Genomic DNA, 25,594 nt, shown 5'->3' on the forward strand with positions numbered 1-25,594 from the left:
TTAATGCTAATCATTTTTAAAGAATTAACAAAACAATTTGAACAATCTCTTTTAGATAGTCTTGAAAAAAATGATAAAAAAGGAGAATTCGAAATTCTTAGAAAAAATTTAATTACACAATCATCAAAAGAGGAATTTGGTGATTATCAATGTAATGTTTGTTTAAGTTTATCTAAAATATATAAAAAGAACCCAAGAGATATTTCTAATGATTTTATTAACCTTTTAAATAAAAATAAAAGCATAGCAAAATTATGTAAGAGTCTAGAAATAGCTGGACCTGGATTTATAAATATAAAATTAAAAGATGAGGTTCTAATAAATGAAATTAAGTCAAATATTCAATGCAATAGGGCTGGCATACCTCTAATTAGAAAAGATTTAGATAGTGGTTTGTCCAATAAAGTTATTGTAGATTTTTCTAGCCCTAATATTGCTAAAGAAATGCATGTAGGGCATTTAAGATCAACAATAATAGGTGACTCAATATCTAGAATTTTCGAGTTAAGAGGTTATGAAGTATTAAGACTCAATCATGTTGGTGATTGGGGAACACAATTTGGCATGCTTATTACTCAGCTCAAAGATTTATATTCAAATGATCTAGAAGAAATAGGAAAGATCAAGATAAGTGATTTAGTTGAATTTTATAAAGAATCAAAAAAAAGATTTGATAACGAATCTGAATTCCAAAAAAGATCTAGAGAGGAAGTAGTTAAGTTACAAAGTGGAGATATTAAATCGATTAAAGCTTGGAAATTATTATGTGATCAATCAAGGAAAGAATTTGATGAAATCTATAAAAATTTAAAAATAAAAATAGAAGAAAGAGGTGAATCTTTTTATAATCCCTTCTTAAAATCAGTTATTGATGATTTGAATTTAAAAAAAATATTAGTAGAAGATCAAGGAGCAAAATGTGTATTTTTAGATGGGATGACTAATAAAGAAGGCAAACCTTTACCGCTAATTATTCAAAAAAAAGATGGAGGTTTTAATTATGCCACCACAGATCTTGCTGCTATAAGATACAGATTCAATAAACCTCCTAATGGCGATGATGCTTCAAGAATTATTTATGTAACTGATCATGGGCAAGCAAATCATTTTGCTGGAGTTTTTCAAGTTGCAAAAAAAGCAAAATGGATCCCAGAAAATTGTCAAGTAGACCATGTCCCTTTTGGGTTAGTTCAAGGAATTGATGGCAAAAAACTAAAGACAAGAGAAGGTGAAACAATACGCCTAAAAGATTTATTAAATGAAGCAGTTAGAAGAGCAAAAGAAGATTTATTGAAAAGATTAGAAGATGAAGATCGTTATGAGACCGAAGAGTTTATAGCAAATACTTCAAGAATTATTGGATTAGGAGCTGTTAAGTATGCAGATTTAAGTCAAAATAGGATTACTAATTATCAATTTAGTTTTGATAAAATGCTTTCCCTTAATGGTAATACTGCTCCTTATTTGTTATATACACTTGTAAGAATTTTAGGAATTAAAAGAAAAAATGATTTTGTTTATGAATCTAAAGATTTTCAGTACGTAAATTATGAACATAAATCTGAGTGGAAACTTATCAGAAAATTACTTAGGTTCGATGAAGTCATAATTTCTATTGAAAAAGACTTAATGCCAAATAGATTATGCAATTATCTGTTCGAGCTATGTCAGACTTTTAATAGATTCTATGATCAAGTTCCAATCCTCAAAGAAGAAAAAAATATAAAAATTTCTAGGCTTAATTTATGTGACCTAACTGCAAAAACACTAAAATTAAGCTTAGAGCTTTTAGGAATTGAAACTTTAGAAAGAATGTAATGAATGATTTTGATCCATTAAATAATCTTTTCCCAAAACCAAGAGAAGAAATAATAAATATGCAGTCTTACTCTGCACCTTTAGAAAATAGAAGAAATTTACTCCGCTTAGACTTTAATGAAAATACTTTAGGTCCAAGTCCTAAGGTTTTAGAGGCATTACAAGCGATAAAATTAGATGAGATTTCAATTTATCCAGAATATAATTTTTTAAAAAAATTTTTATGTGATAAATATCTTGATTCAAGAAAATTTGGTAATGATGAAATCGGAATTTTCAATGGAGCAGATGCAGCAATAAATGCAATTTTCAATTGCTTTGGAGAAAAAGATCAAATATTTCTAACCACAAATCCAACTTTTGGTTACTATTCTCCTTGTGCAGAAATCCGAGGAATGAAAAAAATAAGTTGTTCTTACATTGGAGAAAATTTTCTATTCCCCATCGAAGAATTTAGGGAAAAAATAATAAAGCATAATCCAAAGTTAATATTTATTTGCAATCCAAATAATCCAACAGGAACTGTTCTAAGCTCTCATGAAATAATTAATTTAGCCAATATCAATAACGATTCATTAATAGTTGTTGATGAACTATATGAAAAATTTAATGGAGATAGTCTTCTTGAATCGATAGATTTTGAAAAGAATAAAAATATACTAATAATCCAATCTCTTTCAAAAACTGCAGGTCTAGCTGGTTTAAGAATAGGTTTTACTTTTGGCAATAAAAGTTTAATTCAGTACATTAATAAAGTTACAGGACCATATGATGTAAACAGCTTTGCTATAACAGCTGCATTAGCAGCACTTAAAGACAAATCATATATTGATAATTATGTTTTAGAAGTAAAAAAGGCGAGGGAATGGATTTTAAATAAATTTAAATCAACAAAAATCAGAACTCACTTTAGTGGAGGTAATTATTTCTTAATTTGGCCAAAAAAAGATCCTAAAATCTTAATACAACAGATGAGAGAAAAAGGTATTCTTATTAGAAGTATGGAAAACAAAAAAGATATCGGTAATTCAATAAGGGTTAGTATTGGAACTAAAGAACAAATGATTTTTTTCTGGGACAATTACAAGATATTAGATTTAAAAAATTAATTACTGAAAATATAAATTGTATTTTGATCGATTCTTTTAGGTTTTATTTGAAAATCTTTTCCAACATATTTTACTTTAAAATCTTTCATATTTTCGATAAATAAATCAGCATTTGAGAAATCACATTCTTTATTAATTTTTTTGCCGCGTTCAAAGTGAACAGGAATAACTACATTAGGTTTTAGAAGCTTAACTATTTTTGAGGCTTCTTTACCATTGTAAGATTTTATTCCTCCTCCAATTGAAATAAACAATATATCTGGACTAGACAAAATAATTTGACTGTTTATATCAATATCACCAGCAGCTCCTCCCATATGAACAATTTTAAGATCATTCTGCTCCCAACTCCAAACAGTTGCCATCCCAAATCTTCTTCCATCTACTCTGTCATGTGGTACAGAAATTCCATTTAATAAAATATCCTCAAATTGATAGATTCCTGGCTCAACGAACATTAATTGATCATTAGGGTTATATCCTTCATCTGGAAGCCTAGAACTAGCCAAAATAAAATCTACGTTGACTTCTTTTGGCTCCTTTAAATTACTTGCACAACCTATTGCTTTAAAGGGATTTATAAGAATAGATTTATCTGCACTAGTAATTAAAAAACTACTATGTCCCAAACTTTTTATTCCTAAGTTCCTTGCCAATAATGAGGTAGGTAAAAAAGAGCTAACTAATATCAAAAATAAAAAGTTTTTAATTTGAGAAATCATAATATTAATTTTTTTTTATTTTACTTTTGTTCAGCCATTTTTAGAAAATTACTAATTAATTTATGACCAAATTGCGTCAACACACTTTCAGGATGGAACTGTACCCCATGTAAATGTTTATATTCTTTATGAGAGATAGCCATAATTGTTGAGTCTTCTAAAGTCGCAGTTATGTCGAAACAAGATGGTAAAGAACTTGAATCAACTATAAGACTATGGTATCTAGTAGCCACAAATGGAGTCTCGATATCTTTAAACAATCCTTTTTGATTATGAAATATTTTGGATGTCTTACCATGCATAAGTTCTTTCCCAACTATAACCTTACCTCCAAAAGCTTGGGCCAAAGCTTGATGACCTAAACAAACTCCCAATGTCGGAATATTTTTAGATAATTTTTTTAGTATTGGCAGACAAATTCCAGATTGATCTGGATTACCAGGACCTGGAGATAATAGGATGCCACTAGGATTTAGTTTGATAATTTCTTCTAAAGTAATTTCATCATTTCTTTTAACTATTAATTCTTTAGTTATTTCATGCTCAACTGAAAGTTCTCCTAAATATTGAACAAGGTTATAAGTAAAACTATCGTAATTATCAATAACAAGAAACATATTTATATGGATTTAAAATAACAACTTTATTTTAGGAACAAAGATATATACAGCAATAATAACAGAATTAATGGAAGCTAATAATACTGCTCCTGCAGAAGTATCTTTTGAAATTTTAGCCAAAATACTAAATTCTTTTTTCACTACTAAATCAACGATTGATTCAATAGATGTGTTCAATATTTCTAATATTAAAACAGACATTATTGTTGCAATCAAAATAACATAATTACTTAGACTAATTTTGAGTAAAAAACCAATTATTAAACTTGTAACTGCAAAAATTAATTGAATTTTAAAATTTCTTGAAGTTTTTAATACATAACTAATACCACTGAAAGCATACTTAAAACTTATAAATACATTACTAGAAGTTTTGTATGATTCTTTTCTATTTTCTAAATAGTTTATTTTTTTTTCCATTGATTTTTAATCTAATCGAGTAATTAAATATTCTTGGAAATTTAACATATTTTCTAAATCATGCTCATTATTATGTTCCCATCCCAAAAGATGTAAAAATCCATGACTAGCCAACCAGATCATCTCTCTATAGATTGAATGTTTATATTCATAAGATTGCTCAAGTGCCATCTCTAATGATATAAAAATATCTCCCAACTCTATATGATCTAAATTATTTAGAGATTCATCAGAAATAATTGGAAAAGATAGAACATCAGTTGGACCATTTTTTTGCATCCATTTCTTATTCAAAGAAGCAATTTCTTGATTAGATATTATCTGTAAGCCTAATGAAAAAGATTTTTTTTCAAAAATATAATTTGGTAATTCATAATCCTCTTTTTTTAATATTGTATTTATCCAAGATAAAAAAACTTTCTCCCAAAAAATAGATTCAAAAATAAGATGAGTTTTAGTATCTTTTAACTTATTTGAAAATTGAGAGAAATCATTACATTGAAAAACCAAATCTAAATTTATTTCAGAAATAATTTTTTCTTTCATACATTCTTAAACTGGAATATTGGGCTTACCTATTGTGGCCACAAGTATTAATATCCCAATTAAAACTAGAAAGGTTATTGAAAAATGAGAAATACTTTTTGAGCCTTTCCTTACCATATTTCTCATAGCAAGCTTTATAAAGCTTGGAGGAGAAACTTTTTTTTCTAAAATTTCGTTTTTATTTTCCATTAGTTATTCAATAGATTCATTAGAAGAAATATTCATACGTAATAATTCATGAATAAATGGTTCAAGTCCACCATCTAAAACACTATCTAACTCGTTAGTCTCCTGCATAGTCCTAAGATCTTTTACCATTTGATAGGGATGGAAAACATAATTTCTTATTTGATTGCCCCATGCAGCTTCCACAATATCACCTTTAATATCAGCGACTTCAGCAGCTCGTTGTTCTTTAGCAATCACTAATAGTTTAGACTTTAAAAGTAACATAGCTTTTTCTTTATTTTGTAATTGAGATCTTTCTTGAGTACATCTTACTGAAATCCCTGAAGGCAAATGAACAATTCTCACTGCTGTTTCTACTTTATTAACATTTTGTCCTCCAGCTCCACCGGATCTACTCGTTGTAATTTCTAAATCTTTTTCAGGTATATCAAGTGAAATATTATCATCTAATTTTGGCATAACCTCTACCCCAGCAAAGCTGGTTTGTCTTTTGCCATTGGCATTAAAAGGAGAAATTCTTACTAATCTATGAGTTCCTTTTTCATGTTGCAGATAGCCATATGCATATTTTCCATCAATTTCGAACGTTACACTTTTAATACCTGCTTCTTCTCCTTGAGATAATTCATTAATGACAAGGCTCATTTGATTATTATCGGCCCATCTTGAGTACATTCTTAATAATATCTCTACCCAATCCTGCGCATCTGTTCCACCCGCACCTGCGTTAATAGAAACTACTGCTCCTTCCTTATCGTATTCACCACATAACAATCTTTCAAATTCCCATTTATCCAAATTCTCTCTTAATTTCTTTAATCCCAGCTGCGATTCTAAAATCATTTCCTCTTCGGGTTCTAGAGAATAAAGCTCAAGAGAGGCATTAGCATCAGAAATAAAAGTTTTCCATTTATCTAACAATTCGAGTTGTGCTTTGACATCATCAAGGATTAACATTTGCTTTTTAGCTTCTTCTTGATTTTCCCAAAATTCAGGCTGAGCAGAAATTTGCTCTAACTCTTTCCTTTTCGCTTTTAATCTTGGAACGTCAAAGACAATCCTGAGCATTACCCAGGCGCTCTGTTAGTTCCGAAAGATCTTTTTTGAAATCTGTAATATCTATCAAAATAGAATTTAATCGTTATTTATAATCTAACAAGCACTTTTGTTTAATAGTATAAACTAAGTATTATTTTAAAAAAATGTCCAAAGTTGAAATTTATACTTGGCAATATTGCCCATTCTGTATTCGAGCAAAATCACTACTCAAGAAAAAAAATGTAAATTTTACAGAATATAAAATAGATGGCGACGAAGATGCCAGAGCATTGATGATTGAAAGAGCTGATGGTAGAAGAACATTACCACAAATATTTATAGATAATGAGGGTATCGGAGGCTGCGATGATCTCTACGCATTAGAAAATGAAAATAAATTAGAAGCATTATTAAACTAGATCTTATGAAATTTCTATTCGTAATAGATCCAATTAAAAATATAAATCCCTTAAAAGATTCAACTGCTGCTTTAATGCAAGCATCATCAAAAAAAAATATTGAAATCTGGAGTTGTACTCCTCAAGACCTGGAAGCTAGAGGTGATGAAGTATGGGCATCTTCCGTAAAAGTTGAAGTAATTCCGTGGATTTCTTTCAAAGAGAATGATTGCATACCTCTCGCCGAATTTAATTGCATTTGGATGAGAAAAGATCCTCCTGTAAATGAGGCTTATTTATATGCAACCCATCTTTTAGAAGTTGCCGAAAGAAAAGGAGTAAAAGTAATTAACAAACCCTCATCGTTAAGAGCGTGGAATGAAAAGCTAGGTGCTTTAAGATACAGCCACTTAATGGCACCTACAATAGTTGCGAGTAAGGTAAAAGATCTTATTAATTTTGCAAATATAAATAATGAAGTAGTCATAAAACCTCTTGGAGGAAAAGGTGGTCAAGGTGTTATAAGGATAAATAAAAATTCTCCAGGAATTAAATCAATCATTGAATTAATCACTTCTCAAGAAGAATTACCCGTTATGATGCAAAAATTTATTCCTGAAGTCATAGAGGGTGATAAAAGAATAATTATCGTAAACGGAGAAGCAATTGGATCAATAAATAGGATTCCTCAAGGAGGCGATTTTAGGAGTAATTTAGCGATGGGAGGCAAGGCTGAACCCACATTATTAACAGAAAAAGAAAAAAGTATCTGCTCAGAATTATCTCAACACTTCAAAGATGAGGGTTTATTTTTTGTAGGTATTGATGTAATAAATGGAATGCTTAGCGAGATTAATGTAACCAGTCCAACAGGTTTAAGAGAAATAGAAAATTTATCCAATAAGAATGTTTCAGAGGAAGTTATTGAAAAATTAGTAGAAATTATCTAGGATTTTTAGCGCAAAATATCTGTTTTACTATAGATTCAAATTTTAATTTAATCTCATCTATTTCTTTCTCTAAAACGGAGCCAGAAACTATACCTGAACCTGCAGTAAATTCAATATTTTCTTCAATACATCTTGCGCCTCTTATTGCCAAAAGAAATGAAGCATTGCCTGATGAATCAACCCAACCCATTGGAGAAGCATAATTTCCTCTAGGAAAAGACTCAAGAGTGTTTATCCAATCCAATGCTGCATTTTTTGGGTATCCACAAACAGCTGGAGATGGATGTAAGTTTTTAAGCAATTCAAAAGGACAAATATTTTCAACTTTAGAGAAAATGAGTGTTTGCAAATGAGAAATATCTCCAAATGAATTTACCTTGATATCACTTTTTTTAAAGTTTGTTATTTTTGAAACTTCTAAAGATTTAATCAAATGTTGTATTACATAATTATGTTCCTTTAAGTCTTTAGTACTTTTTAGGAGTTTCTTAAAATTTGAATTAGTAGAGATAGTTCCAGCAAGAGCCTCTAAAGTTAAATTAGGTTTAGAGAAAGAAAATAATTTTTCTGGAGATGCTCCAAACAAAATATCCTTACTATTCCTTTTCCAAACGTATCTACATGTATTTGGTTGCTTCTTTTTAAATCTTTTTAAAATTTCTACTAAATCTAATTTATTTTTAAGTTTTATTTTAATCCTATTCGCTAAAACTATCTTTTCGAGGATATCTTTCTCTACTAATTGAATTCCTCTATTTACTACTTTTTTCATATTTGTTTTAGAAGTTTCTAAGGAGCGTGAGAAATCATCAATAAAAGGGGAATCAAAACTAGTTTTTAAGCCAGATGATTTTATTAATTCTGAGCCAGAATTAATAACTTGATTTCTAATTGTCCATATTTCTTCAATTAATGTTCTTAATGATGATTTACCTTCAACATGACCATTGATTCTTAACCAGCAATTCTTGCCACTTTTAGTAATTAATATTTTTGGCAAAATGGCTTCCAAACTAGGGATATCTGAAGGTAAATTCTTATTATTCAAATTTTCAGAGAAAGAAAATAAATAAATTATTTTTGAAAGTGCAGAATTATGCGATTCATTAGTTAAGTTAATTAAATTTTTAAAATTCTCAGAATTAAACTCTTTTGCTACCTCAAATCTTTTTGGGCCATCCAGAGTAACATATTTACACTTCTCGAAAGCTATATATGAAATGCCATCAGATTCCTCCCAAAATGAAGAAAACGGATATTGATTTATTAACAATTCATAAACTTGAAATAAATCAATACAAGGAATCTCAACACAAATACTTACTAATCCAGAATTTTCAACTTTCTTATCGAAAGAGGAAAATACATCTTTTAAAAAATCTGTTAAGTTTAAATCATTTTTCATTACTTATTGAAAATAACTAAAAATCATGCAATAAAGTAAAAAATGTAACTCAATTTATAAACTACATTTAATAATGATCGAATTTTGTGAGTTAAATAAAAATGGACGAAGATAAAAAAAAATTATGGAAACAAGCAATAAAATGGCCTCTTTATTCTGTTGCCATACTTCCAGTTTTAATAACAGGGGCTTACTTGCTCAATCAATATGAAGAGGTAAAAATTTATAATTTGATTTCATTTACTTTAGCTGCAATTTTGATATTACTTTGGGAAAATCTAACTAATGATTTATACGACGCAGAAACAGGAATCGATGAATTTAAATTCCATTCAATTGTAAATCTTGTAAAAAATAAAAAAATAATTTCATTTATTGCATATACATCTTTAGTTATTGGTTTATTAATAATTTTAATTATTTCAGTATCAACAAGTATAAACATTTTTATTTTGGTGGCAGCTTGCTGCTTCTTAGGATATTTATATCAAGGTCCTCCTTTTAGATTGGGCTATCAAGGTTTAGGAGAACCATTATGCTGGCTTGCATTTGGACCTTTTGCGTACTCTGCAGTCTTAATTGCGTTAAATCCGTCTAATATTTACTTCGAAGATATTCCATGGAAAGTTTCTTTATTACTTGGTTCAGGACCTTCCTTGGCAACAACTCTTGTATTATTTTGTTCTCATTTTCATCAAATTTCTGAAGATAAAAAGCATGGGAAAAATTCACCTTTAGTTCGCTTAGGGGCAAAAAAAGGTTCTCAATTTGTGCCTTGGATAATTTTTACAATATATATTTTTCAACTTTTCACAATAGTTTATGGATTTATTCCAGTGTTTTGCATCCTTTATTTGCTTAGTTTCCCTCAAGCAATAAGACTTATAAATTTATTAAAATCTTCGTATGCAAAACCTTCTGCAATAAAAAATTGCAAATTCGTCGCAATAAAATTTCAAACTCTTAATGGAATTGGTTTAATCACAGGATTAATATTTAATTACTTGCTAAATAAATGAACTTAATATTTCAAAAAAAATCTTATAGCTTTAAGTTATCGGCCAAAGTAGAAAATTCTAAAACCAATTACCATACAAAATCGGGTTGGATAATTAAATTAATAAGTAATGATAAAAAAATAGGGTTTGGAGAAGTTTCACCGCTACATAAAAAAGACTTAAAAAAGTGTGCGAAACAACTAGATATGATCCCTGAGTATATAGAGGAATTTAATTTATCTGAGCAAATAAATATTTTTCACCCATGCATTCAATCTGCAATAAATTCTGCATTAGCTGAGATCAATGGAAAAATAATTTTTAAAGAAAACTACTACTTTGATGAAATTGGTAAAACAGCCATATTGTTAAATCATGAAAATGTAGTTTCAGATCTAAATGATATTAAAAAAAGACATTGTGATATTGGAAAATCATTAACCTTAAAATGGAAAGTAGCACTAAAAAATAACCATGAGGAAGAAGCAAAATTAGAAGAAATTTTAAGCAAAATAGGTAATAATATTAAGTTAAGAATAGATGCTAATGGTTCTTGGGGAAGAGACATAGCTAATAGATGGGCTGATATTTTGAAAGATAATAAAAATATAGATTGGTTAGAACAACCTCTCTGTGTTGATGATATTGATGGACTGACAGAACTAAACAAAAAAATTCCAATAGCTTTAGACGAATCACTTTTAAAATTTCCAACTTTGATTGATGAGTGGAAGGGTTGGCAAATTAGAAGGCCTTCTCAAGAAAATAATCCAGTTAAGCTTTTAAGAGAATTAGAAAATAAAAAAGCTTTAATATCTATAAGTACCTCATTTGAAACTGGAATAGGAAAGAGATGGCTCCATCATTTATCTTCTCTACAATTACAAGGACCAACTCCAAAAGTTCCTGGTTTAGCAATGAATAAATTCCCTAATTCGTTTCTATTTTTAAATGAAGCAAAAAAGATATGGGATCAACTATGAAAAATAAAATTCATACTATTGAAGTTGAAAATAACGAAACTCAATCTGTAGAGAAAATTATTGAAAAAATTAGAGAGAATAAAATTATTTATGTAAAAAACAAATTTTATGAAGACAAAGATGTATTAGATTCAATTACTGAAAATGGGCCAGCAATTATCTTAAACAGTAGTGGGAGTTCTGGAAAACCGAGACAATGTTTTCACCATTTAAATAATCTTAAATTATCTGCAACTACATCAGGTCAATGGCTAATAGAGCAAGGATTTGAATTACAAAACTGCTTAATTTTAAATACTTTACCCCTGAACCATATAAGTGGATTAATGCCAATTTTTAGAAGTCAAACTTGGGGATGTGATTGTATTAATATTTCTCCGAATTTGATAAAAAAAACTCGAGAACTTTTACTTTTCACAATTAAATTTAAAAAAAACAAAAAACACTTGATTACGTCATTAGTACCTACCCAATTACAAAGACTTTTAGCTCAAAAAGATGGAATTAGTTGGCTAAAAATTTTTGATCTAATTTGGGTAGGTGGAGCTTCAATTTCAGACGAAACTGCAGAACAATGTATAAAAGAAAAAATAAAATTAGCACCTTGTTACGGCTCAACTGAAACAGCAGCAATGGTTACGAGTTTAAAACCAAAAGAATTCTTAATGGGTTTTAAAAATGTTGGAGAAATACTACCTGATACAAAAATAAGAATTAACGCACAAGGATTAATCGAAATAAAATCAGCCAGAATTGGAATCGAAATAATAGATTCTTTAAAAACTGAAAATTTCAAAAATAAAAATGGGTGGTGGCAAACAAGTGATTTAGGTGAAATTAAGCAAATCAATAATTCTTACTATTTAAAATTTGTTGGAAGAAGTGATAATGCCTTTAATTCAGGAGGAGAAGTTGTTTTCCCTGAAGTAATTGAATCTAGATTAAATGATTTCATTATGAAAGAAAATATCCCAATTAATAAATTCAATATTTCAAAAGTATCTAACAAATTATGGGGAAATAAAATTAAAGTAATAGTTGAATTTAGAGAACTTACAAATGATAAAAATATTGAAATTTCTTTAAATTTATTAAAAAATTTTTCTCAAAGTTGGCCTAAACATGAAAAGCCTGAAAAGTGGATTGTTAAAAACAAAAATAGCATTACAGAAAAAATAAACTATAAATTTAAAAAATAATAATTAGCATTCTTTTAAATTTGTACTTACATTTGAAGCCTCTATCCATCTTTCTAACTGATCGGGAAGTTCTATTTTATTTCTTGAATCAACATCTAAAGAACAATGTATAATTTTCCCTTCGGCTACTTTATTTCCATTTTTTATAAAAAAGCTATTTACTTGGAACAAATGAGTATTAATTTTATGAGGGGCAATTTTTACTTTTAATAAATCTCCAATTTTTATAGGCGCATGAAAGTTTGCTTCACAATTTACTATTGGAAAAATAATTTGACTTTTACGTATAGAAAAATCTGGAAAAATATCATGACAAGGGATCCCATAGATTTCAATACTTTCTTCCCAAGCTTCATGCGACCATTTTAATAAGTTATGAAAATGAATTACACCTGCAGAATCACAATCACCAAACCTTACCTTCTTCTGCAATATTAACCAGTCAGAGGGTTTCATTTAAAGAAATTATCTATCAACAGATCCCATAATGACATCTATTGAACCAAGGATTGCCATAATATCAGCGATTTTGGCACCTTTAAGAATATGAGGCAATATTTGCAGATTATTTAAATCAGCTGCTCTGATTTTAAATCTCCATGGGGTAACTTCATTATTTCCTTGAATAAATACACCTATTTCTCCTTTGCCGGACTCTAATCTTGTATATAATTCTCCGTTAGGAATTTTAAAAGTTGGAGCAACCTTCTTAGCTACATATTGATAGTCAATACCAAATATTTCACTTTTCTTATCTTCAGTCGCCATTCTTTGAGCTTCTAAATTTTCTGTTGGACCTCCTGGAATCATTTTGCAGGCTTGGCGAATGATGCTTAGTGATTGTCTCATCTCTTCAACTCTTACTCGATATCTCGCATAACAATCTCCTTCTTTTTCTGAAGCAATCTGCCAATCAAAATCGTCATAACATTCATAACTATCGACTTTCCTTAAATCCCAGGAAACTCCAGAAGCTCTAAGCATTGGCCCAGACAAAGACCAATTAATTGCCTGGTCTCTTTGTATTGTTCCTAGACCTTCAATTCTTTTTCTAAAAATTGGATTATTTGTAATTAATTTTTCGTATTCATCTATCTTAGGACCAAACCAATCGCAAAAGTCTATACATTTTTCTAACCATCCGTATGGGAGATCACATGCGACACCGCCTATCCTAAAGAAATTATTATTTATTAGCCTTTGTCCAGTAGCAGCTTCCCAGAGATCATAGATCATCTCTCTTTCTCTAAAAATATAGAAAAATGGAGTTTGAGCTCCTACGTCTGCTAAAAAGGGACCAAGCCATAAAAGATGATTAGCAATACGATTAAGTTCGAGCATAAGAACTCTGATGTAACTAGCTCTTTTGGGAACTGGAATATTAGCTAATCTTTCAGGAGCATTTACTACAATAGCTTCATAAAACATTCCTGCTGCATAATCCATTCTGCTTACATAAGGGACATACATTACATTTGTCCTATTTTCAGCTATCTTTTCCATTCCTCTATGTAAATATCCAATTACTGGCTCACAATCAATGACATTCTCACCATCAAGAGTTACAACTAACCTTAAAACCCCATGCATTGAGGGATGGTGAGGGCCAAAATTGACCACCATTGGTTCTGTTCTAGTCTCTAGCTGAGCCATTCGAAATTTAACTTCTAAACAAATCTTAGTCGAAAGTTATGCAAACTGACCTATCTGATTCATCTTTTTTCAATCATCAATCAGTTATGACAGATGAGATTATGGCCTCATTAGAGCATTACCCACTTATACATAACAATCAACTTAAGGGAATAGACGCAACTTTAGGCGGAGGCGGGCACTCTTATCATTTATTGAGAAAATATTCGGATTTAAATATAATTGGACTTGATCAAGATCCATTCGCAAGAAAATCAGCATTAAAAAAACTTGATGAGTTTAAAAGTAGGATTGATATAAGGGCTTCAAATTTTGCGGATTTTGTACCAAAAGAAAAAGTTTCTTTTGTGATTGCAGATCTTGGAGTAAATAGTAACCAAATTGATGACCCTAAAAGAGGATTTAGTTTCCAAAAAGATGGTCCACTTGATATGCGCATGAATCCTTTTCTTGAGGTTGATGCAGAGAAATTAATTGAGGCTTTAAATGAAAAAGATCTAGCTAACCTAATTTATAAATATGGAGAAGAGAGATTATCAAGAAAGATTGCTAGGAAAATAAAAATGGATTTGAAGGAAAATGGGAAATATTCTGGGACAAAAGAGTTAGCTTATTCTATTGCAGGCTGCTTCCCACCAAAACAAAGATATAAAAAAATACACCCAGCAACAAGAACATTTCAAGCACTAAGAATTGCTGTTAATAAAGAAATTGAAGTATTAGAAAAATTTTTGCAAGTTGTACCTGAATGGCTTTTGCCAGGGGGTATTATTTCTGTTATTAGTTTTCATTCTCTTGAGGATAGGTTAGTTAAAAGTTGTTTTAAGAATGATCAAAGACTAAAAAACCTGACAAAAAAGCCAATAACTCCTTCCGAACAAGAAGTCGAACTTAATAAAAGAGCTAGAAGTGGAAAATTAAGAATTGCTCAATTAAATTAAAAGCCAATAATTTCTATCGTAATGATCTGATCGTATTTGTAAGAATATGAATTGCTTGTTTTATATCTTTTGAATTAGTACTTAATCCAATACTTAACCTTATTGAAGATTCTGCTTCTTTAAGAGATCTACCTAAGGCTAGTAAAACATGAGATGGTTCACCACTACTACATGCAGATCCAGTAGAACAAATTATTTTAGATTTTAAAAGTTTATGAAACTTTGCTCCGTTTAAATCCAATACAGTCAAATTTAAATTGTGAGGTAATCTTTTTTCTATGGAGCCATTAATTAATAAACCAGAATTATTTTTTAACAACCCCTCTAAAAGGTTATTTCTATAAAAAAGTAATTTCTCAGCATTATTTTTTTGATTAAGAACTGCTATCTCTATTGCTTTAGCAAAGCCAACTACTAAAGGAAGAGGTAATGTGCCAGACCTAAGACCATATTCCTGACCTCCTCCAACAATTAAAGGCTCAAGATTAATTTCTTCATCAATCAAAAGAAGTCCTATCCCTTTAGGACCATATATTTTGTGAGAACTCATCGTTATCATATTTACATCTGATAAAAGATTGTCTAACGCCATATAACCTAAACATTGTGCAAAATCAGAGTGAAATGTTATTCCTCTCGATTTACATATCTTTGAAATATTTTCTATGGGCTGAATAACTCCTATTTCGTTATTTGCCAACATGACACTAACCAGAAATGTATCTTCTCTTATATTTTTTTTGAATTGTTCTTCTGAAATTAAGCCATCTTTCTCAGGATTAATTTCTGTAACCATAAATCCCTCTTTTTTTAGTTGGTTTAAGGGCTCCAAAACAGCTTTATGCTCCGTTTTTAAGGTAATAATATGTCCATAATTTCCTGTTTTTTTATAGAAATTTCTAGCAAAACCTAATAAGGCTAAGTTATTAGATTCAGTTGCCCCACTTGTAAAAATAACTTTTTTATTCTTAAGAAATAAATTTTGTTCTATTTTTTCTCTTGAGGCTTCCAATATAGCGCTTGCGTTAATCCCCGCCAAATTAGATTTGCTTGCAGGGTTAGAAAATATCTCACTCCAAAAAGGTTTCATAGAATCAACAACATCTTTAGAGCAAGGAGTCGAAGATTGATAGTCTAGTAGTATGGGAGTTGATAGCATTATGTTTAGTATATAAAATTCTGTTTATTACTAGAAAATCAAATTAAAGAATTTAAAAAATGAATGAAATTAATCAAATAAATAATGAACCGGTAAGAAAATCAAGAATTTTATTAGTTGATGATGAGCCTGGTTTAAGAACAGCTGTTAAAACATTTCTAGAAGATGAAGGCTTTGAAATATTTATTGCAGTTGATGGAGAGGATGGTTGGGAAAAAGCTCAAACAATTTTCCCCGATTTGATAATTAGCGATGTTATGATGCCCCGAGCCAACGGTTATGCTTTATTAGAAAAAATTAGAGAGGATGAAAAATTAGGAGGAACTCCAGTTATTTTTCTAACTGCAAAAGGAATGACCCTAGACAGAACAGAAGGTTATCTTGCAGGAGTTGATGATTATATTTCCAAACCTTTCGATCCCGATGAATTAGCTGCAAGAGTTAAAAATGTAATCAACAGACAAGAACGATTATTAAAAGAAGCGGCACGATTCGCAGATATTGACGTAAGCAAAATGGCAAAACAAATTACTGAAATAAAATCTATGCTCACAGACCAAAACCAGACTAATCCAGAAAATAAAATAAATCTTCCTAGTTTTACTCCTAGAGAAGCAAGTGTGCTTCAACTAGTAGCAGAGGGACTGATGAACAAAGAAATTGCAAGACAGCTTGAAACATCTATTAGAAATGTTGAGAAATATGTAAGTAGACTTTTTATCAAAACAGGTACATCTAGCCGAACAGAATTAGTTCGTTATGCACTTGAAAATCATTTAGTAAAATAAATTATTTAATTTTTTCGAATTCAATTAGTTTTGAAAAATAAAAAGGAGCTTGATTTAATTTCTTTTTAACAACTTTAAATCCTCTTTCTTTAGCAGCATTAATAATACCCTTTTCTTTCAATGTATATGCTCTTGTAGTTTTACTTGGCCCAGGAAATAATTTTCCAATATTTTTTAGAACAGCAAGAACTGGAGTATAAGGAGCAAAGCTAACGATTAGTTTTTCTTTGCTTAAATCGCATAGATGTTGAACCATTTCTTCTGCGACCGGTTGAGGATAATGAATAAATACATCCAAACAAACTACAACATCAAATAATCCTTTTAATTTTTCCAGATCACAGACTTCATATTTAATTTTACCTTGACTCAAACCTAATTCATGAATGCGTTTTTTTGTTTCTTTAATCATTTCAGAAGAAATATCGCTCACCTGTAGTTCTTTTATACCGAGTCTTAATAAAGGTATGGAAAGACTTCCTACACCACAGCCTGCATCACAATAACTTTTTTTTGTTAGTTCAGGATAATTTTTGATGTATGAGACTACATCATCTACAGTTTTTTGATGTCCTTTCCTAATATTTTTCTGAACTGTATTAATTTCATCAGATTTGCTATAAATTTTATTCCATCTTTCAAAGCCAGTACCATTAAAATACTCCCTAACTTCACTTTTTTCGATAATCTTATTTGACGTCATAATATTCTATGAAAATTTATTCTTTTTATACTAACTAACTGGCGCCAAATTAATTGCACGCCATTATAGGAAAGAATTGATTTGTTATTTTGTCAGAATTGAATTCTAAAGATATTTATAAAATTGCTGTCGTAATGGGTAGTGATTCAGATCTAAAAACATTGAAACCAGCCATTGATATTTTAAGAGAATTTGGAATAAAAACTGAAGTTTGTATACTTTCTGCTCATCGAACACCTATTGAAATGATGGAATATGCAAAAAATGCAGAATCAGAAAACATAAAAGTAATAATTGCCGGTGCTGGGGGTGCTGCTCATCTTCCAGGAATGCTGGCATCCATAACTTGCATTCCTGTAATTGGAGTACCAGTAGAGAGTAAGACACTTAAGGGGATTGACTCTCTTTTATCAATCGTTCAAATGCCCGCTGGGATTCCAGTTGCAACAGTTGCAATTAATGGAGGTCAGAATGCTGGATTATTGGCAATAGAGATGATCAGTTTATTTGATGAATCCATAAAGAAAAATTTGAAAGAATTCAGAGAAAATCTACATTCACAGGTAAGAACTAAAAATAGTAAGTTATCAAATATTGGACCTGACAATTATCTTCAAAATAAATGAACTAATATTTTTCTATTAGGCCTTGTTAAGAAAGTTTTCTTTTTTAAGGTAGTTAATAACTTTTTCAACGGAATCATTTAAATCTAACGAACCTGTATCAACAACAATTTCTGGATTATGAGGAGCTTCATATGGACTAGAAATCCCTGTAAATTCCTTAATTTCACCCAAACGAGCTTTCTTATAAAGACCTTTAGTATCCCTATTTTCGCAAACTGTGATATCAGCAGCACAATAAACTTCAATAAAATCCTTAGATCCAATAATTTTTCTCACCTTATCTCTATCGCTAATAAATGGCGAAACGAATGCTGTAATAGTTATTATCCCAGCATTCATAAATAAATTCGCAACTTCGCCAATTCTTCTTATATTTTCTTCTCTATCTTCATCCGAAAAACCAAGATCTTTACATAAACCGTGTCTAATATTATCTCCATCCAACACATAAGTCGAAAAACCATCTAAGTGTAAAACTTCATTTAAAGCGTTGGCCAAAGTACTTTTACCAGAACCAGATAAACCTGTAAACCAGATAACCATACCTTTATGACCTCTCATTTTCTCTAACTTTTCTCTATCAATAGTTAAGTTGTGCCACTTTATATTGGTTGACTTTGTTTGATCTTGTTCTTTCATTTTTTGCATCATCAAAATTAAAAACCTATCCTAACCCTTGCTTCATAAATTATGAAATCCCTCTTTACGAAGAAACTCAATTGATTTCGATACCATATCACCCTGTAACTGGATATTTCTATCAATTAATGTTCCTCCAGTCCCACAAAAAACTTTAATTTTTTTTAGTAATTCTTTTAATAAGATTTCATCCTCAGTGCCTAAACCTCTAATTAAAGTTATAGTCTTGCCCTTTTTACCTTTTTTTTGTTTTGAAATATTTATTTTTGATCTTTTATTAAAAGTATCTACCTTAGCTGTTTCTTCAGATTTTTTTTCTTGATTATCAAATTCGATCCAATTCTTTTTTCCCATTATTTTCAATATAATCTATAGTTAGTTAATACTTATTCTATAGAAAAAGTGGTAAGTACATTTTCTCGCAAAGATCAAAACTATAAAAATGACGATTTAAATCAACCCTCCAAAGAGGGAAGATTTGGAAAATATGGTGGTCAATATGTTCCTGAAACGCTAATGCCTGCTCTTTTTGAGCTTGAAACAGCTGCATCTAATGCATGGAAAGATAAACTTTTTGTAGAAGAATTAAATCATCTACTTAAGACTTATGTAGGAAGAGAAACACCACTTTATGAAGCCAAAAGACTTACTGAACATTACAAAACTAAACAAGCAACTCCTAGAATATGGCTTAAAAGAGAAGATTTAAATCATACTGGGGCTCACAAAATTAATAATGCTCTTGGACAAGCTTTATTGGCAATAAGAATGGGCAAAAAAAGAATAATTGCAGAAACTGGAGCAGGTCAGCATGGAGTTGCTACTGCTACTGTTTGTGCGAGATTTGGCTTGAAATGTATTATCTACATGGGTGCTGAAGACATAAAAAGGCAATCCCTTAACGTTTTCAGAATGAAACTTCTAGGAGCTGAAGTTAAAGTTGTAAATTCTGGAACTGCAACACTTAAGGATGCTACTAGTGAAGCCATTAGAGATTGGGTTTCTAATGTCGAAACCACACACTACATTTTAGGATCTGTTGCCGGCCCACACCCTTTCCCAAAGATTGTGCGAGATTTTCATGCAGTTATAGGTGAAGAAACTAAAAAACAATGTTTGGAATCATTTGGATCTTTTCCCGATATTTTGCTTGCTTGTGTAGGTGGGGGATCAAATGCAATGGGGCTTTTCCATCCTTTTGTTAAAGAAACTTCTGTGCGTCTTATTGGAGTTGAAGCCGCAGGAAGCGGAGTTGATACTGACAAACATGCTGCCACTATCACTAAAGGGTCAGTTGGAATTTTGCATGGATCAATGAGTCTTCTCTTGCAAGATGATAATGGTCAAGTACAAGAAGCTCACTCAATAAGTGCAGGTTTAGATTACCCTGGAGTAGGACCTGAACATAGCCATTTAAAAGATATAGGTAGAGCAGAATATGGATCAGTCACAGATCAAGAAGCTTTAGACGCTTTAAAACTTGTTAGTGAACTAGAAGGAATTATACCTGCACTTGAAACTTCCCATGCCTTTGCTTGGTTAGATAAATTATGCCCTACTCTTGAAAAAGATACTCATATAGTTATCAATTGCTCTGGTAGAGGCGACAAAGATGTTAATACTGTTGCATCTTCATTAGATATTTAATCAATACCTTGGTATTGATGGGTCAATATATCTACTCCATCCATCAATACCCTCCTCCAAATTCCATATTTCGCTCACAATATTATTATCCAAGCACCATTGAGAAAAGTTATAACTTCTTATTCCTGCATGACAGGTAACTACAATTTCTCTATCTAATAAACCAGCAAATATTTCTTCAACATATTCAGATGTGACTTTACTAATTGGTATATGTAAAAATTCTTTTGAGAAACGAGCCAGTTCAAGCTCTGACTGCTCTCTTACATCAATCAAGACTGGATCTTCTTTCTCAGAATTAAACCAATCATTGAGACTAGAAGCATTTATAGATTTTGGATAACTTCCCAATTTATAGGATAAATTATGTGTTATTTACAATTTAATAAATTAAGTTGCAGTAGGAAGTTTATTGTTAAAAATAAAAATAAACATTGATAATGAAACTTAGAGTAGTAGCAATAATACTATTATTATCTTTATTACTTTTTTTTGGTTTTAAAAAAGTTTCTGCTAATAAAAATAAGGAGCAAAGTACAAATATTGAGCAACTAAATATCTTAAAATATATACCTGAAAACAATAAATTATTATTTATTTCAAATTTAGATAGTTTTAATATTGTTAATAATAATGAAAAGGATAAAAATCCAACAAATAAAGATAACTTTGTTTTAATAAAAGACTCTATATTAGATTACTTAGGAATAGATCTAGGCAACAATAAATTAGAAGATATCTATAATAATGAACTTATAATCTCAACTTTTGAAAATAATAAAAAGCTTAAAGATGATATTTTGATTGTTTTTAAAATTAAGCCAGAAAAAACAATAGATGATTTATTAAATTTGCCTAATAAAATTGATCAGATTGATGAGATAATTTCAATTAATAGAGAAAACAAAATAAATTTCCTTAACTATATATACCGAACCGACGATAATTATATAATTGCTTCATCAGATAAAAAATTAATCAAAAATAGTATTAGCTCTAGTAAAAATTTTAAGAAAAAAAAATTTCAATATGAGGGAGAACTTGTTGGACTGAACAATGAAAAAAATATATTATTCACAAATAAATTTTTGGAAAGTAAATTTTTTAATAAAGAAATTTTTCCTGAGAATAATGGGGATAAAATTGCTACAATTTTTGACTTTAAAAATAAGCAACTAATTTTAAAATCATATTTACTAAATAATAAAAAAAATATTGATATTCTTACTTACGAAAAGTTAATGAATAAAGAGAATAGTAATGAAGATAATCCTGAAAATTTAATTTTTTGTGATATGAAAAATTTTGACAAACATCTTAATCCCTTAATAAATGATTTTCAACTCAGTTTTTTTGAAGAGTTTAATCAAAATAATAATCAAAACATTTTAATTCTCAATTCAAATAAAGATTGGCTTATTACGTTTGAAAAAAATAATGAAGATCAATTTGATTTAAGTGCTTTGAGAAAGCTAAAAGATTTCAACAAATATACTTTGAAACAAAATGAAGATATTTATTCGATATATTCCAAAGATATTCTTGAAGAAAAAGACGATGTTATAAAACAATTAACTTATGAAAATATCTATTCAATAGAATCAGGAGGTTTACAAATCATAAGTAATCATTTAATTGATGGTAAAAAACTAGAGAAAATATCAAAAAAATTTTTTAACCTAAAAAGTAATAAAGATAAATCTGCTTTTCTTTATTCAAAAGTTGATATCAAAGATGGTAATTCTAATAAAATTGAATATTTTTCTAATTTGCAGGACCTTAATTTTCTCATTAAAAATATTTTAAAAATATCAAATGAAGAATCGCTAGAAATCATAAGTCAGTCTATTCCTGAAAAAAATCCAATTATTTACAGAGAAACAATATTAAACATTCTTTAAATTAAATTTATTCAAACAAGCTTCAAAAACAATCATTTTAATTTTTTGCGAAGTTAATATCTTGTGGTTAATTAAAAATTATTTGACTATCTTTAATCTATAAGTATTTGATATTGAATTAAGCAATTGGATAGCAACAAACTAATTTTAAAACCAGGATTAGAGGGTGTCCCAGTTACTAATTCATCTATCTGTGATATTGACGGCAACAAAGGTAAATTATTGTACAGAGGCTACTCCATTGAGGAACTATCCAAAAAAAGCAGTTTTTTAGAAACTGCTTACCTATTGATTTGGGGTGAATTGCCCACAGCTATTCAACTAAGAGATTTCGAACAAGAAGTTCAGATGCATCGAAGGTTAAGTTTTAGAGTCAGAGATATGATGAAATGTTTCCCTGCGACTGGTCATCCTATGGATGCTCTTCAATCTAGTGCAGCTTCTTTGGGGCTCTTCTATTCGCGTAGAGCAATAGATGATCCTAATTACATCTACAACGCAGTCATAAGACTAATAGCAAAAATACCCACAATGATTGCTGCGTTTCAACTTATTAGAAAAGGACAAGACCCAATTCAACCTAGAGATGATTTAACTTACTCATCAAATTTTCTTTACATGCTGACTGAAAAAGAACAAGATCCTATAGCTGCAAAAGTTTTTGATAGGTGTTTAATTCTACATGCCGAACATAGTTTAAACGCAAGTACATTTAGCGCTAGAGTTACTGCAAGTACTCTTACAGACCCATATGCTGTCATCGCCTCTGCAGTAGGAACCCTTGCTGGCCCACTGCATGGAGGAGCAAATGAGGATGTGATTGCAATGTTAGAAGAGATTAAAACCCCAGAAAATGCTGGGTCTTTTTTAGATAATGCAATAAAAAATAAAAGTAAGATAATGGGCTTCGGCCACAGAGAATATAAAGTCAAAGATCCAAGAGCAATAATTCTTCAAAAACTGGCAGAAGAGCTTTTTATTAGATTTGGAGCAGATGAAATGTATGAAGTTGCTAAATCACTTGAGGCAGAGGCAATACCAAGACTTGGACCTAAGGGTATATTCCCTAACGTGGATTTTTATTCTGGTCTTGTTTATAGAAAACTTGGTATTCCTCGTGATTTATTTACTCCAATTTTTGCCATATCTAGAGTGGCTGGTTGGTTAGCTCATTGGAGAGAGCAACTTGGAGCAAATAGAATTTTCAGACCATCGCAAATCTATACAGGTTCAGCACCAAGAGATTGGATCAGCTTAGAAAGTAGAGAATAATATTTGCAGCTTTTCATAAAAAACACACATATTGTTTGTGAAGAGTTAATCTATTAAGTAAATAACATAAAAATTTTGGAATACGGATTAGATCTCGAATATAGTTTTAATGAATTCTTAAAAGGTTTTGGCCTTTCCAGCGAAATCGCTCATATAATATGGCTCCCTCTTCCTATGCTTTTGGTTTTGGTAGCGGCAGTTGTTGGCGTTTTAGTAACAGTTTGGCTTGAAAGAAAAATATCTGCTGCTGCTCAACAAAGAATAGGTCCCGAATATGCAGGAGCGCTTGGCGTCCTCCAACCAATTGCAGATGGTCTTAAGTTACTTGTCAAAGAGGATATTATTCCTGCTAAAGCGGATGGAATTCTCTTCACTGCAGGACCTATATTAGTTCTTGTCCCAGTGATTCTGTCCTGGCTAATTGTTCCTTTTGGACAAAACCTTTTAATAAGTAACGTTGGTATTGGAATTTTCCTATGGATTGCTTTAAGCAGTATTCAGCCAATTGGCCTTCTTATGAGCGGATACGCATCAAATAATAAGTATTCTTTATTAGGAGGTTTAAGAGCAGCGGCTCAATCAATAAGTTATGAAATTCCTTTAGCTTTATCTGTACTGGCTATCGTACTAATGACAAATTCTCTAAGTACTGTTGACATTGTCAACCAACAAAGTGGTGCTGGAATCCTAAGTTGGAATATATGGAGACAACCAGTTGGTTTTATAGTCTTTTGGATTTGTGCTCTTGCAGAATGTGAGAGACTTCCATTTGACTTACCCGAAGCTGAAGAAGAATTAGTTGCAGGATATCAAACTGAATATGCAGGAATGAAATTCGCATTGTTCTACCTTGGTAGTTACATTAATTTAATCCTTTCAGCTTTATTGGTATCAATACTTTATTTAGGAGGATGGGGTTTTCCTATTCCAGTTGAATTAATAGCTAAGTTTCTAAATTTGCCAATTAATGCACCCTTCATACAAGTTTTCACTGCATCAATAGGAATTGTAATGACTGTATTGAAAGCATATCTTTTAGTTTTCATTGCAATATTATTGCGTTGGACAACTCCTAGAGTAAGAATAGATCAACTATTAGATCTAGGATGGAAGTTTCTTCTTCCAATTTCTCTTGCTAATCTTTTGATAACTGCAGGATTAAAACTTGCTTTTCCGCAATTCTTTGGTGGTTAAACTTAAGTAAAAATACTTAAATTTAAAATTAATCCACTAAAATAAAATAACTAAGTAAATTCTTCAAAATGAAAAATTTCCTTCAACAAATAAATAGCTATATCAAAGAAGCATTTAATGCTGGTAAATATTTATATAATGGCTTATCAGTAACTTTTGATCATCTTCGAAGAAGACCTGTTACTGTCCAATATCCATATGAAAAATTAATACCTTCTGAAAGATATAGAGGAAGAATACATTATGAATTCGATAAATGTATTGCTTGTGAAGTTTGTGTGAGAGTATGTCCCATAAATCTACCAGTAGTAGATTGGGTAATGAATAAAGAAACCAAAAAAAAGGAACTTAGAAATTATTCAATAGATTTTGGAGTTTGTATATTTTGCGGAAATTGTGTTGAATATTGCCCAACTAATTGTCTGTCAATGACCGAAGAATATGAATTAGCTACTTTTGACAGACACAATCTAAATTTTGATAATGTCGCACTTGGTAGACTACCTACAAATGTCACAACAGATCCCTCAGTTAAACCTCTAAGAGAACTAGCCTATCTTCCTAAAGGTGTCATGGACCCTCATGAAATCCCAGCTTCAGATACTAGAGTTGGTAAATTACCAGAAGAAGTTTATGATTGGATGAGGCAAGATTCCAATGAAAATAAAGATAAAGT

General features: G+C 30.3%; 29 protein-coding genes. 15 read left to right on the forward strand and 14 right to left on the reverse strand.

All coding sequences use genetic code 11. The features are described from left to right. The first annotated feature begins 3 nt into the window (after positions 1–3). Both argS and MK115_RS00295 read left to right on the forward strand, forming a co-directional pair. A complete protein-coding gene (gene argS, locus MK115_RS00290; RefSeq protein ID WP_287608125.1) occupies positions 4–1,818 on the forward strand; it encodes an arginine--tRNA ligase in 1,815 nt (604 codons plus the stop codon). Then, positions 1,818–2,927 carry a pyridoxal phosphate-dependent aminotransferase gene (locus tag MK115_RS00295; protein ID WP_077141862.1) on the forward strand — a complete coding sequence of 370 codons (1,110 nt, stop codon included), beginning with the start codon at positions 1,818–1,820 and terminating at the stop codon, positions 2,925–2,927. Before argS ends, MK115_RS00295 begins: the two co-directional genes overlap by 1 nt. On the opposite strand, the gene MK115_RS00300 is transcribed toward MK115_RS00295, so the two are convergent. From MK115_RS00300 to prfB, 6 genes are all read right to left on the reverse strand, one after another. Further along, positions 2,924–3,649 (reverse strand): MBL fold metallo-hydrolase, encoded by a 726-nt coding sequence (locus MK115_RS00300; RefSeq protein ID WP_287608127.1) that lies wholly within the window; start codon positions 3,647–3,649, stop codon positions 2,924–2,926. The two genes, MK115_RS00295 and MK115_RS00300, sit on opposite strands and share 4 nt — an antisense overlap. A gap of 20 nt (positions 3,650–3,669) precedes the next feature. After that, positions 3,670–4,266, reverse strand: a complete 597-nt coding sequence (locus MK115_RS00305; RefSeq protein WP_287608129.1) for an anthranilate synthase component II — start codon at positions 4,264–4,266, stop codon at positions 3,670–3,672. Positions 4,267–4,278: 12 nt separating this feature from the next. Further along, positions 4,279–4,689, reverse strand: a complete 411-nt coding sequence (locus tag MK115_RS00310; RefSeq protein WP_025933002.1) for a diacylglycerol kinase family protein — start codon at positions 4,687–4,689, stop codon at positions 4,279–4,281. A gap of 6 nt (positions 4,690–4,695) precedes the next feature. Continuing rightward, entirely contained in the window at positions 4,696–5,235 is a 540-nt protein-coding gene (ybeY, locus tag MK115_RS00315; RefSeq protein ID WP_025893913.1) for an rRNA maturation RNase YbeY, read from the reverse strand. A 6-nt stretch (positions 5,236–5,241) separates the two neighbouring features. After that, positions 5,242–5,424, reverse strand: a complete 183-nt coding sequence (locus MK115_RS00320) for a DUF3285 domain-containing protein (RefSeq protein WP_011817674.1) — start codon at positions 5,422–5,424, stop codon at positions 5,242–5,244. Positions 5,425–5,427: 3 nt separating this feature from the next. After that, positions 5,428–6,550 (reverse strand): peptide chain release factor 2 gene (gene prfB, locus MK115_RS00325; RefSeq protein ID WP_157806739.1). Its coding sequence is split into 2 segments (ribosomal slippage): positions 5,428–6,474 and positions 6,476–6,550, totalling 1,122 coding nucleotides; the frame shifts between segments, so codons are not numbered across the junction. 76 nt (positions 6,551–6,626) lie between these two features. Here prfB and grxC point away from each other — a divergent pair. After that, positions 6,627–6,881, forward strand: coding sequence for a glutaredoxin 3 (gene grxC, locus MK115_RS00330; protein ID WP_011817672.1), 255 nt, complete (start codon positions 6,627–6,629; stop codon positions 6,879–6,881). 5 nt (positions 6,882–6,886) lie between these two features. Beyond that, positions 6,887–7,810, forward strand: a complete 924-nt coding sequence (gene gshB / locus MK115_RS00335; protein ID WP_025900231.1) for a glutathione synthase — start codon at positions 6,887–6,889, stop codon at positions 7,808–7,810. Here gshB and MK115_RS00340 read toward each other — a convergent pair. After that, positions 7,803–9,215, reverse strand: a complete 1,413-nt coding sequence (locus MK115_RS00340) for a chorismate-binding protein (RefSeq protein ID WP_287608136.1) — start codon at positions 9,213–9,215, stop codon at positions 7,803–7,805. The genes gshB and MK115_RS00340 overlap by 8 nt on opposite strands. 101 nt (positions 9,216–9,316) lie before the next feature. Here MK115_RS00340 and menA point away from each other — a divergent pair, with 101 nt between their 5' ends. From menA to MK115_RS00355, 3 genes are read left to right on the forward strand one after another with little or no spacing between them, the layout of a single operon-like run. Further along, a complete protein-coding gene (menA, locus tag MK115_RS00345; RefSeq protein ID WP_287608137.1) occupies positions 9,317–10,234 on the forward strand; it encodes a 2-carboxy-1,4-naphthoquinone phytyltransferase in 918 nt (305 codons plus the stop codon). Continuing rightward, a complete protein-coding gene (locus tag MK115_RS00350; protein ID WP_287608138.1) occupies positions 10,231–11,196 on the forward strand; it encodes an o-succinylbenzoate synthase in 966 nt (321 codons plus the stop codon). Before menA ends, MK115_RS00350 begins: the two co-directional genes overlap by 4 nt. Beyond that, positions 11,193–12,395, forward strand: coding sequence for an AMP-binding protein (locus MK115_RS00355; RefSeq protein ID WP_287608139.1), 1,203 nt, complete (start codon positions 11,193–11,195; stop codon positions 12,393–12,395). The genes MK115_RS00350 and MK115_RS00355 overlap by 4 nt, the downstream gene beginning before the upstream one ends. Positions 12,396–12,398: 3 nt before the next feature. Here the strand turns inward: MK115_RS00355 and MK115_RS00360 are convergent, their stop codons facing one another. Together MK115_RS00360 and MK115_RS00365 are read right to left on the reverse strand one after the other, a co-directional pair. Then, positions 12,399–12,851 carry an acyl-CoA thioesterase gene (locus MK115_RS00360; RefSeq protein ID WP_287608140.1) on the reverse strand — a complete coding sequence of 151 codons (453 nt, stop codon included), beginning with the start codon at positions 12,849–12,851 and terminating at the stop codon, positions 12,399–12,401. A 9-nt stretch (positions 12,852–12,860) separates the two neighbouring features. Next, positions 12,861–14,048 (reverse strand): NAD(P)H-quinone oxidoreductase subunit H, encoded by a 1,188-nt coding sequence (locus MK115_RS00365; RefSeq protein WP_002807890.1) that lies wholly within the window; start codon positions 14,046–14,048, stop codon positions 12,861–12,863. A 38-nt stretch (positions 14,049–14,086) separates the two neighbouring features. On the opposite strand from MK115_RS00365, the gene rsmH reads away from it, so the two are divergent. Next, positions 14,087–14,989 carry a 16S rRNA (cytosine(1402)-N(4))-methyltransferase RsmH gene (gene rsmH / locus MK115_RS00370; RefSeq protein ID WP_287608141.1) on the forward strand — a complete coding sequence of 301 codons (903 nt, stop codon included), beginning with the start codon at positions 14,087–14,089 and terminating at the stop codon, positions 14,987–14,989. Positions 14,990–15,002: 13 nt separating this feature from the next. On the opposite strand, the gene MK115_RS00375 is transcribed toward rsmH, so the two are convergent. After that, positions 15,003–16,148, reverse strand: a complete 1,146-nt coding sequence (locus MK115_RS00375; RefSeq protein ID WP_287608142.1) for a cysteine desulfurase family protein — start codon at positions 16,146–16,148, stop codon at positions 15,003–15,005. A gap of 59 nt (positions 16,149–16,207) precedes the next feature. Here MK115_RS00375 and MK115_RS00380 point away from each other — a divergent pair, with 59 nt between their 5' ends. Further along, positions 16,208–16,936, forward strand: a complete 729-nt coding sequence (locus MK115_RS00380) for a response regulator transcription factor (protein ID WP_025900223.1) — start codon at positions 16,208–16,210, stop codon at positions 16,934–16,936. A 1-nt stretch (position 16,937) separates the two neighbouring features. On the opposite strand, the gene bchM is transcribed toward MK115_RS00380, so the two are convergent. Then, on the reverse strand, positions 16,938–17,639 hold the full coding sequence (gene bchM / locus MK115_RS00385) for a magnesium protoporphyrin IX methyltransferase (protein ID WP_287608143.1): 702 nt from the start codon (positions 17,637–17,639) through the stop codon (positions 16,938–16,940). An 89-nt stretch (positions 17,640–17,728) separates the two neighbouring features. On the opposite strand from bchM, the gene purE reads away from it, so the two are divergent. After that, the gene (gene purE / locus MK115_RS00390) at positions 17,729–18,265 is read left to right on the forward strand and encodes a 5-(carboxyamino)imidazole ribonucleotide mutase (protein ID WP_287608144.1); all 537 of its coding nucleotides are present in this window, start codon (positions 17,729–17,731) and stop codon (positions 18,263–18,265) included. Between the two features lie 15 nt (positions 18,266–18,280). On the opposite strand, the gene cysC is transcribed toward purE, so the two are convergent. After that, on the reverse strand, positions 18,281–18,904 hold the full coding sequence (cysC, locus tag MK115_RS00395) for an adenylyl-sulfate kinase (protein ID WP_287608145.1): 624 nt from the start codon (positions 18,902–18,904) through the stop codon (positions 18,281–18,283). A 42-nt stretch (positions 18,905–18,946) separates the two neighbouring features. Further along, the gene (locus tag MK115_RS00400; RefSeq protein WP_032519726.1) at positions 18,947–19,258 is read right to left on the reverse strand and encodes an SUI1 family translation initiation factor; all 312 of its coding nucleotides are present in this window, start codon (positions 19,256–19,258) and stop codon (positions 18,947–18,949) included. A gap of 48 nt (positions 19,259–19,306) precedes the next feature. Here MK115_RS00400 and trpB point away from each other — a divergent pair, with 48 nt between their 5' ends. Continuing rightward, on the forward strand, positions 19,307–20,551 hold the full coding sequence (gene trpB / locus MK115_RS00405; protein ID WP_025892482.1) for a tryptophan synthase subunit beta: 1,245 nt from the start codon (positions 19,307–19,309) through the stop codon (positions 20,549–20,551). On the opposite strand, the gene MK115_RS00410 is transcribed toward trpB, so the two are convergent. Beyond that, positions 20,552–20,902, reverse strand: coding sequence for a rhodanese-like domain-containing protein (locus MK115_RS00410; protein ID WP_025931320.1), 351 nt, complete (start codon positions 20,900–20,902; stop codon positions 20,552–20,554). An 89-nt stretch (positions 20,903–20,991) separates the two neighbouring features. Here MK115_RS00410 and MK115_RS00415 point away from each other — a divergent pair, with 89 nt between their 5' ends. The 4 genes from MK115_RS00415 to ndhI all read left to right on the forward strand — a co-directional run. Beyond that, positions 20,992–22,452: a hypothetical protein gene (locus MK115_RS00415; RefSeq protein WP_287608146.1), complete on the forward strand. Its 1,461-nt coding sequence runs from the start codon at positions 20,992–20,994 to the stop codon at positions 22,450–22,452. 126 nt (positions 22,453–22,578) lie between these two features. After that, positions 22,579–23,724, forward strand: coding sequence for a citrate synthase (locus MK115_RS00420; protein ID WP_025931318.1), 1,146 nt, complete (start codon positions 22,579–22,581; stop codon positions 23,722–23,724). 75 nt (positions 23,725–23,799) lie between these two features. Further along, on the forward strand, positions 23,800–24,918 hold the full coding sequence (nuoH, locus tag MK115_RS00425; protein WP_025922077.1) for an NADH-quinone oxidoreductase subunit NuoH: 1,119 nt from the start codon (positions 23,800–23,802) through the stop codon (positions 24,916–24,918). A 68-nt stretch (positions 24,919–24,986) separates the two neighbouring features. After that, a partial coding sequence (gene ndhI / locus MK115_RS00430; protein ID WP_287608147.1) for an NAD(P)H-quinone oxidoreductase subunit I occupies positions 24,987–25,594 on the forward strand: 608 nt, incomplete at its 3' end.

The organism is Prochlorococcus sp. ALOHA_ZT_50 (genome assembly GCF_022447305.1).
Classification (GTDB): domain Bacteria; phylum Cyanobacteriota; class Cyanobacteriia; order PCC-6307; family Cyanobiaceae; genus Prochlorococcus_A.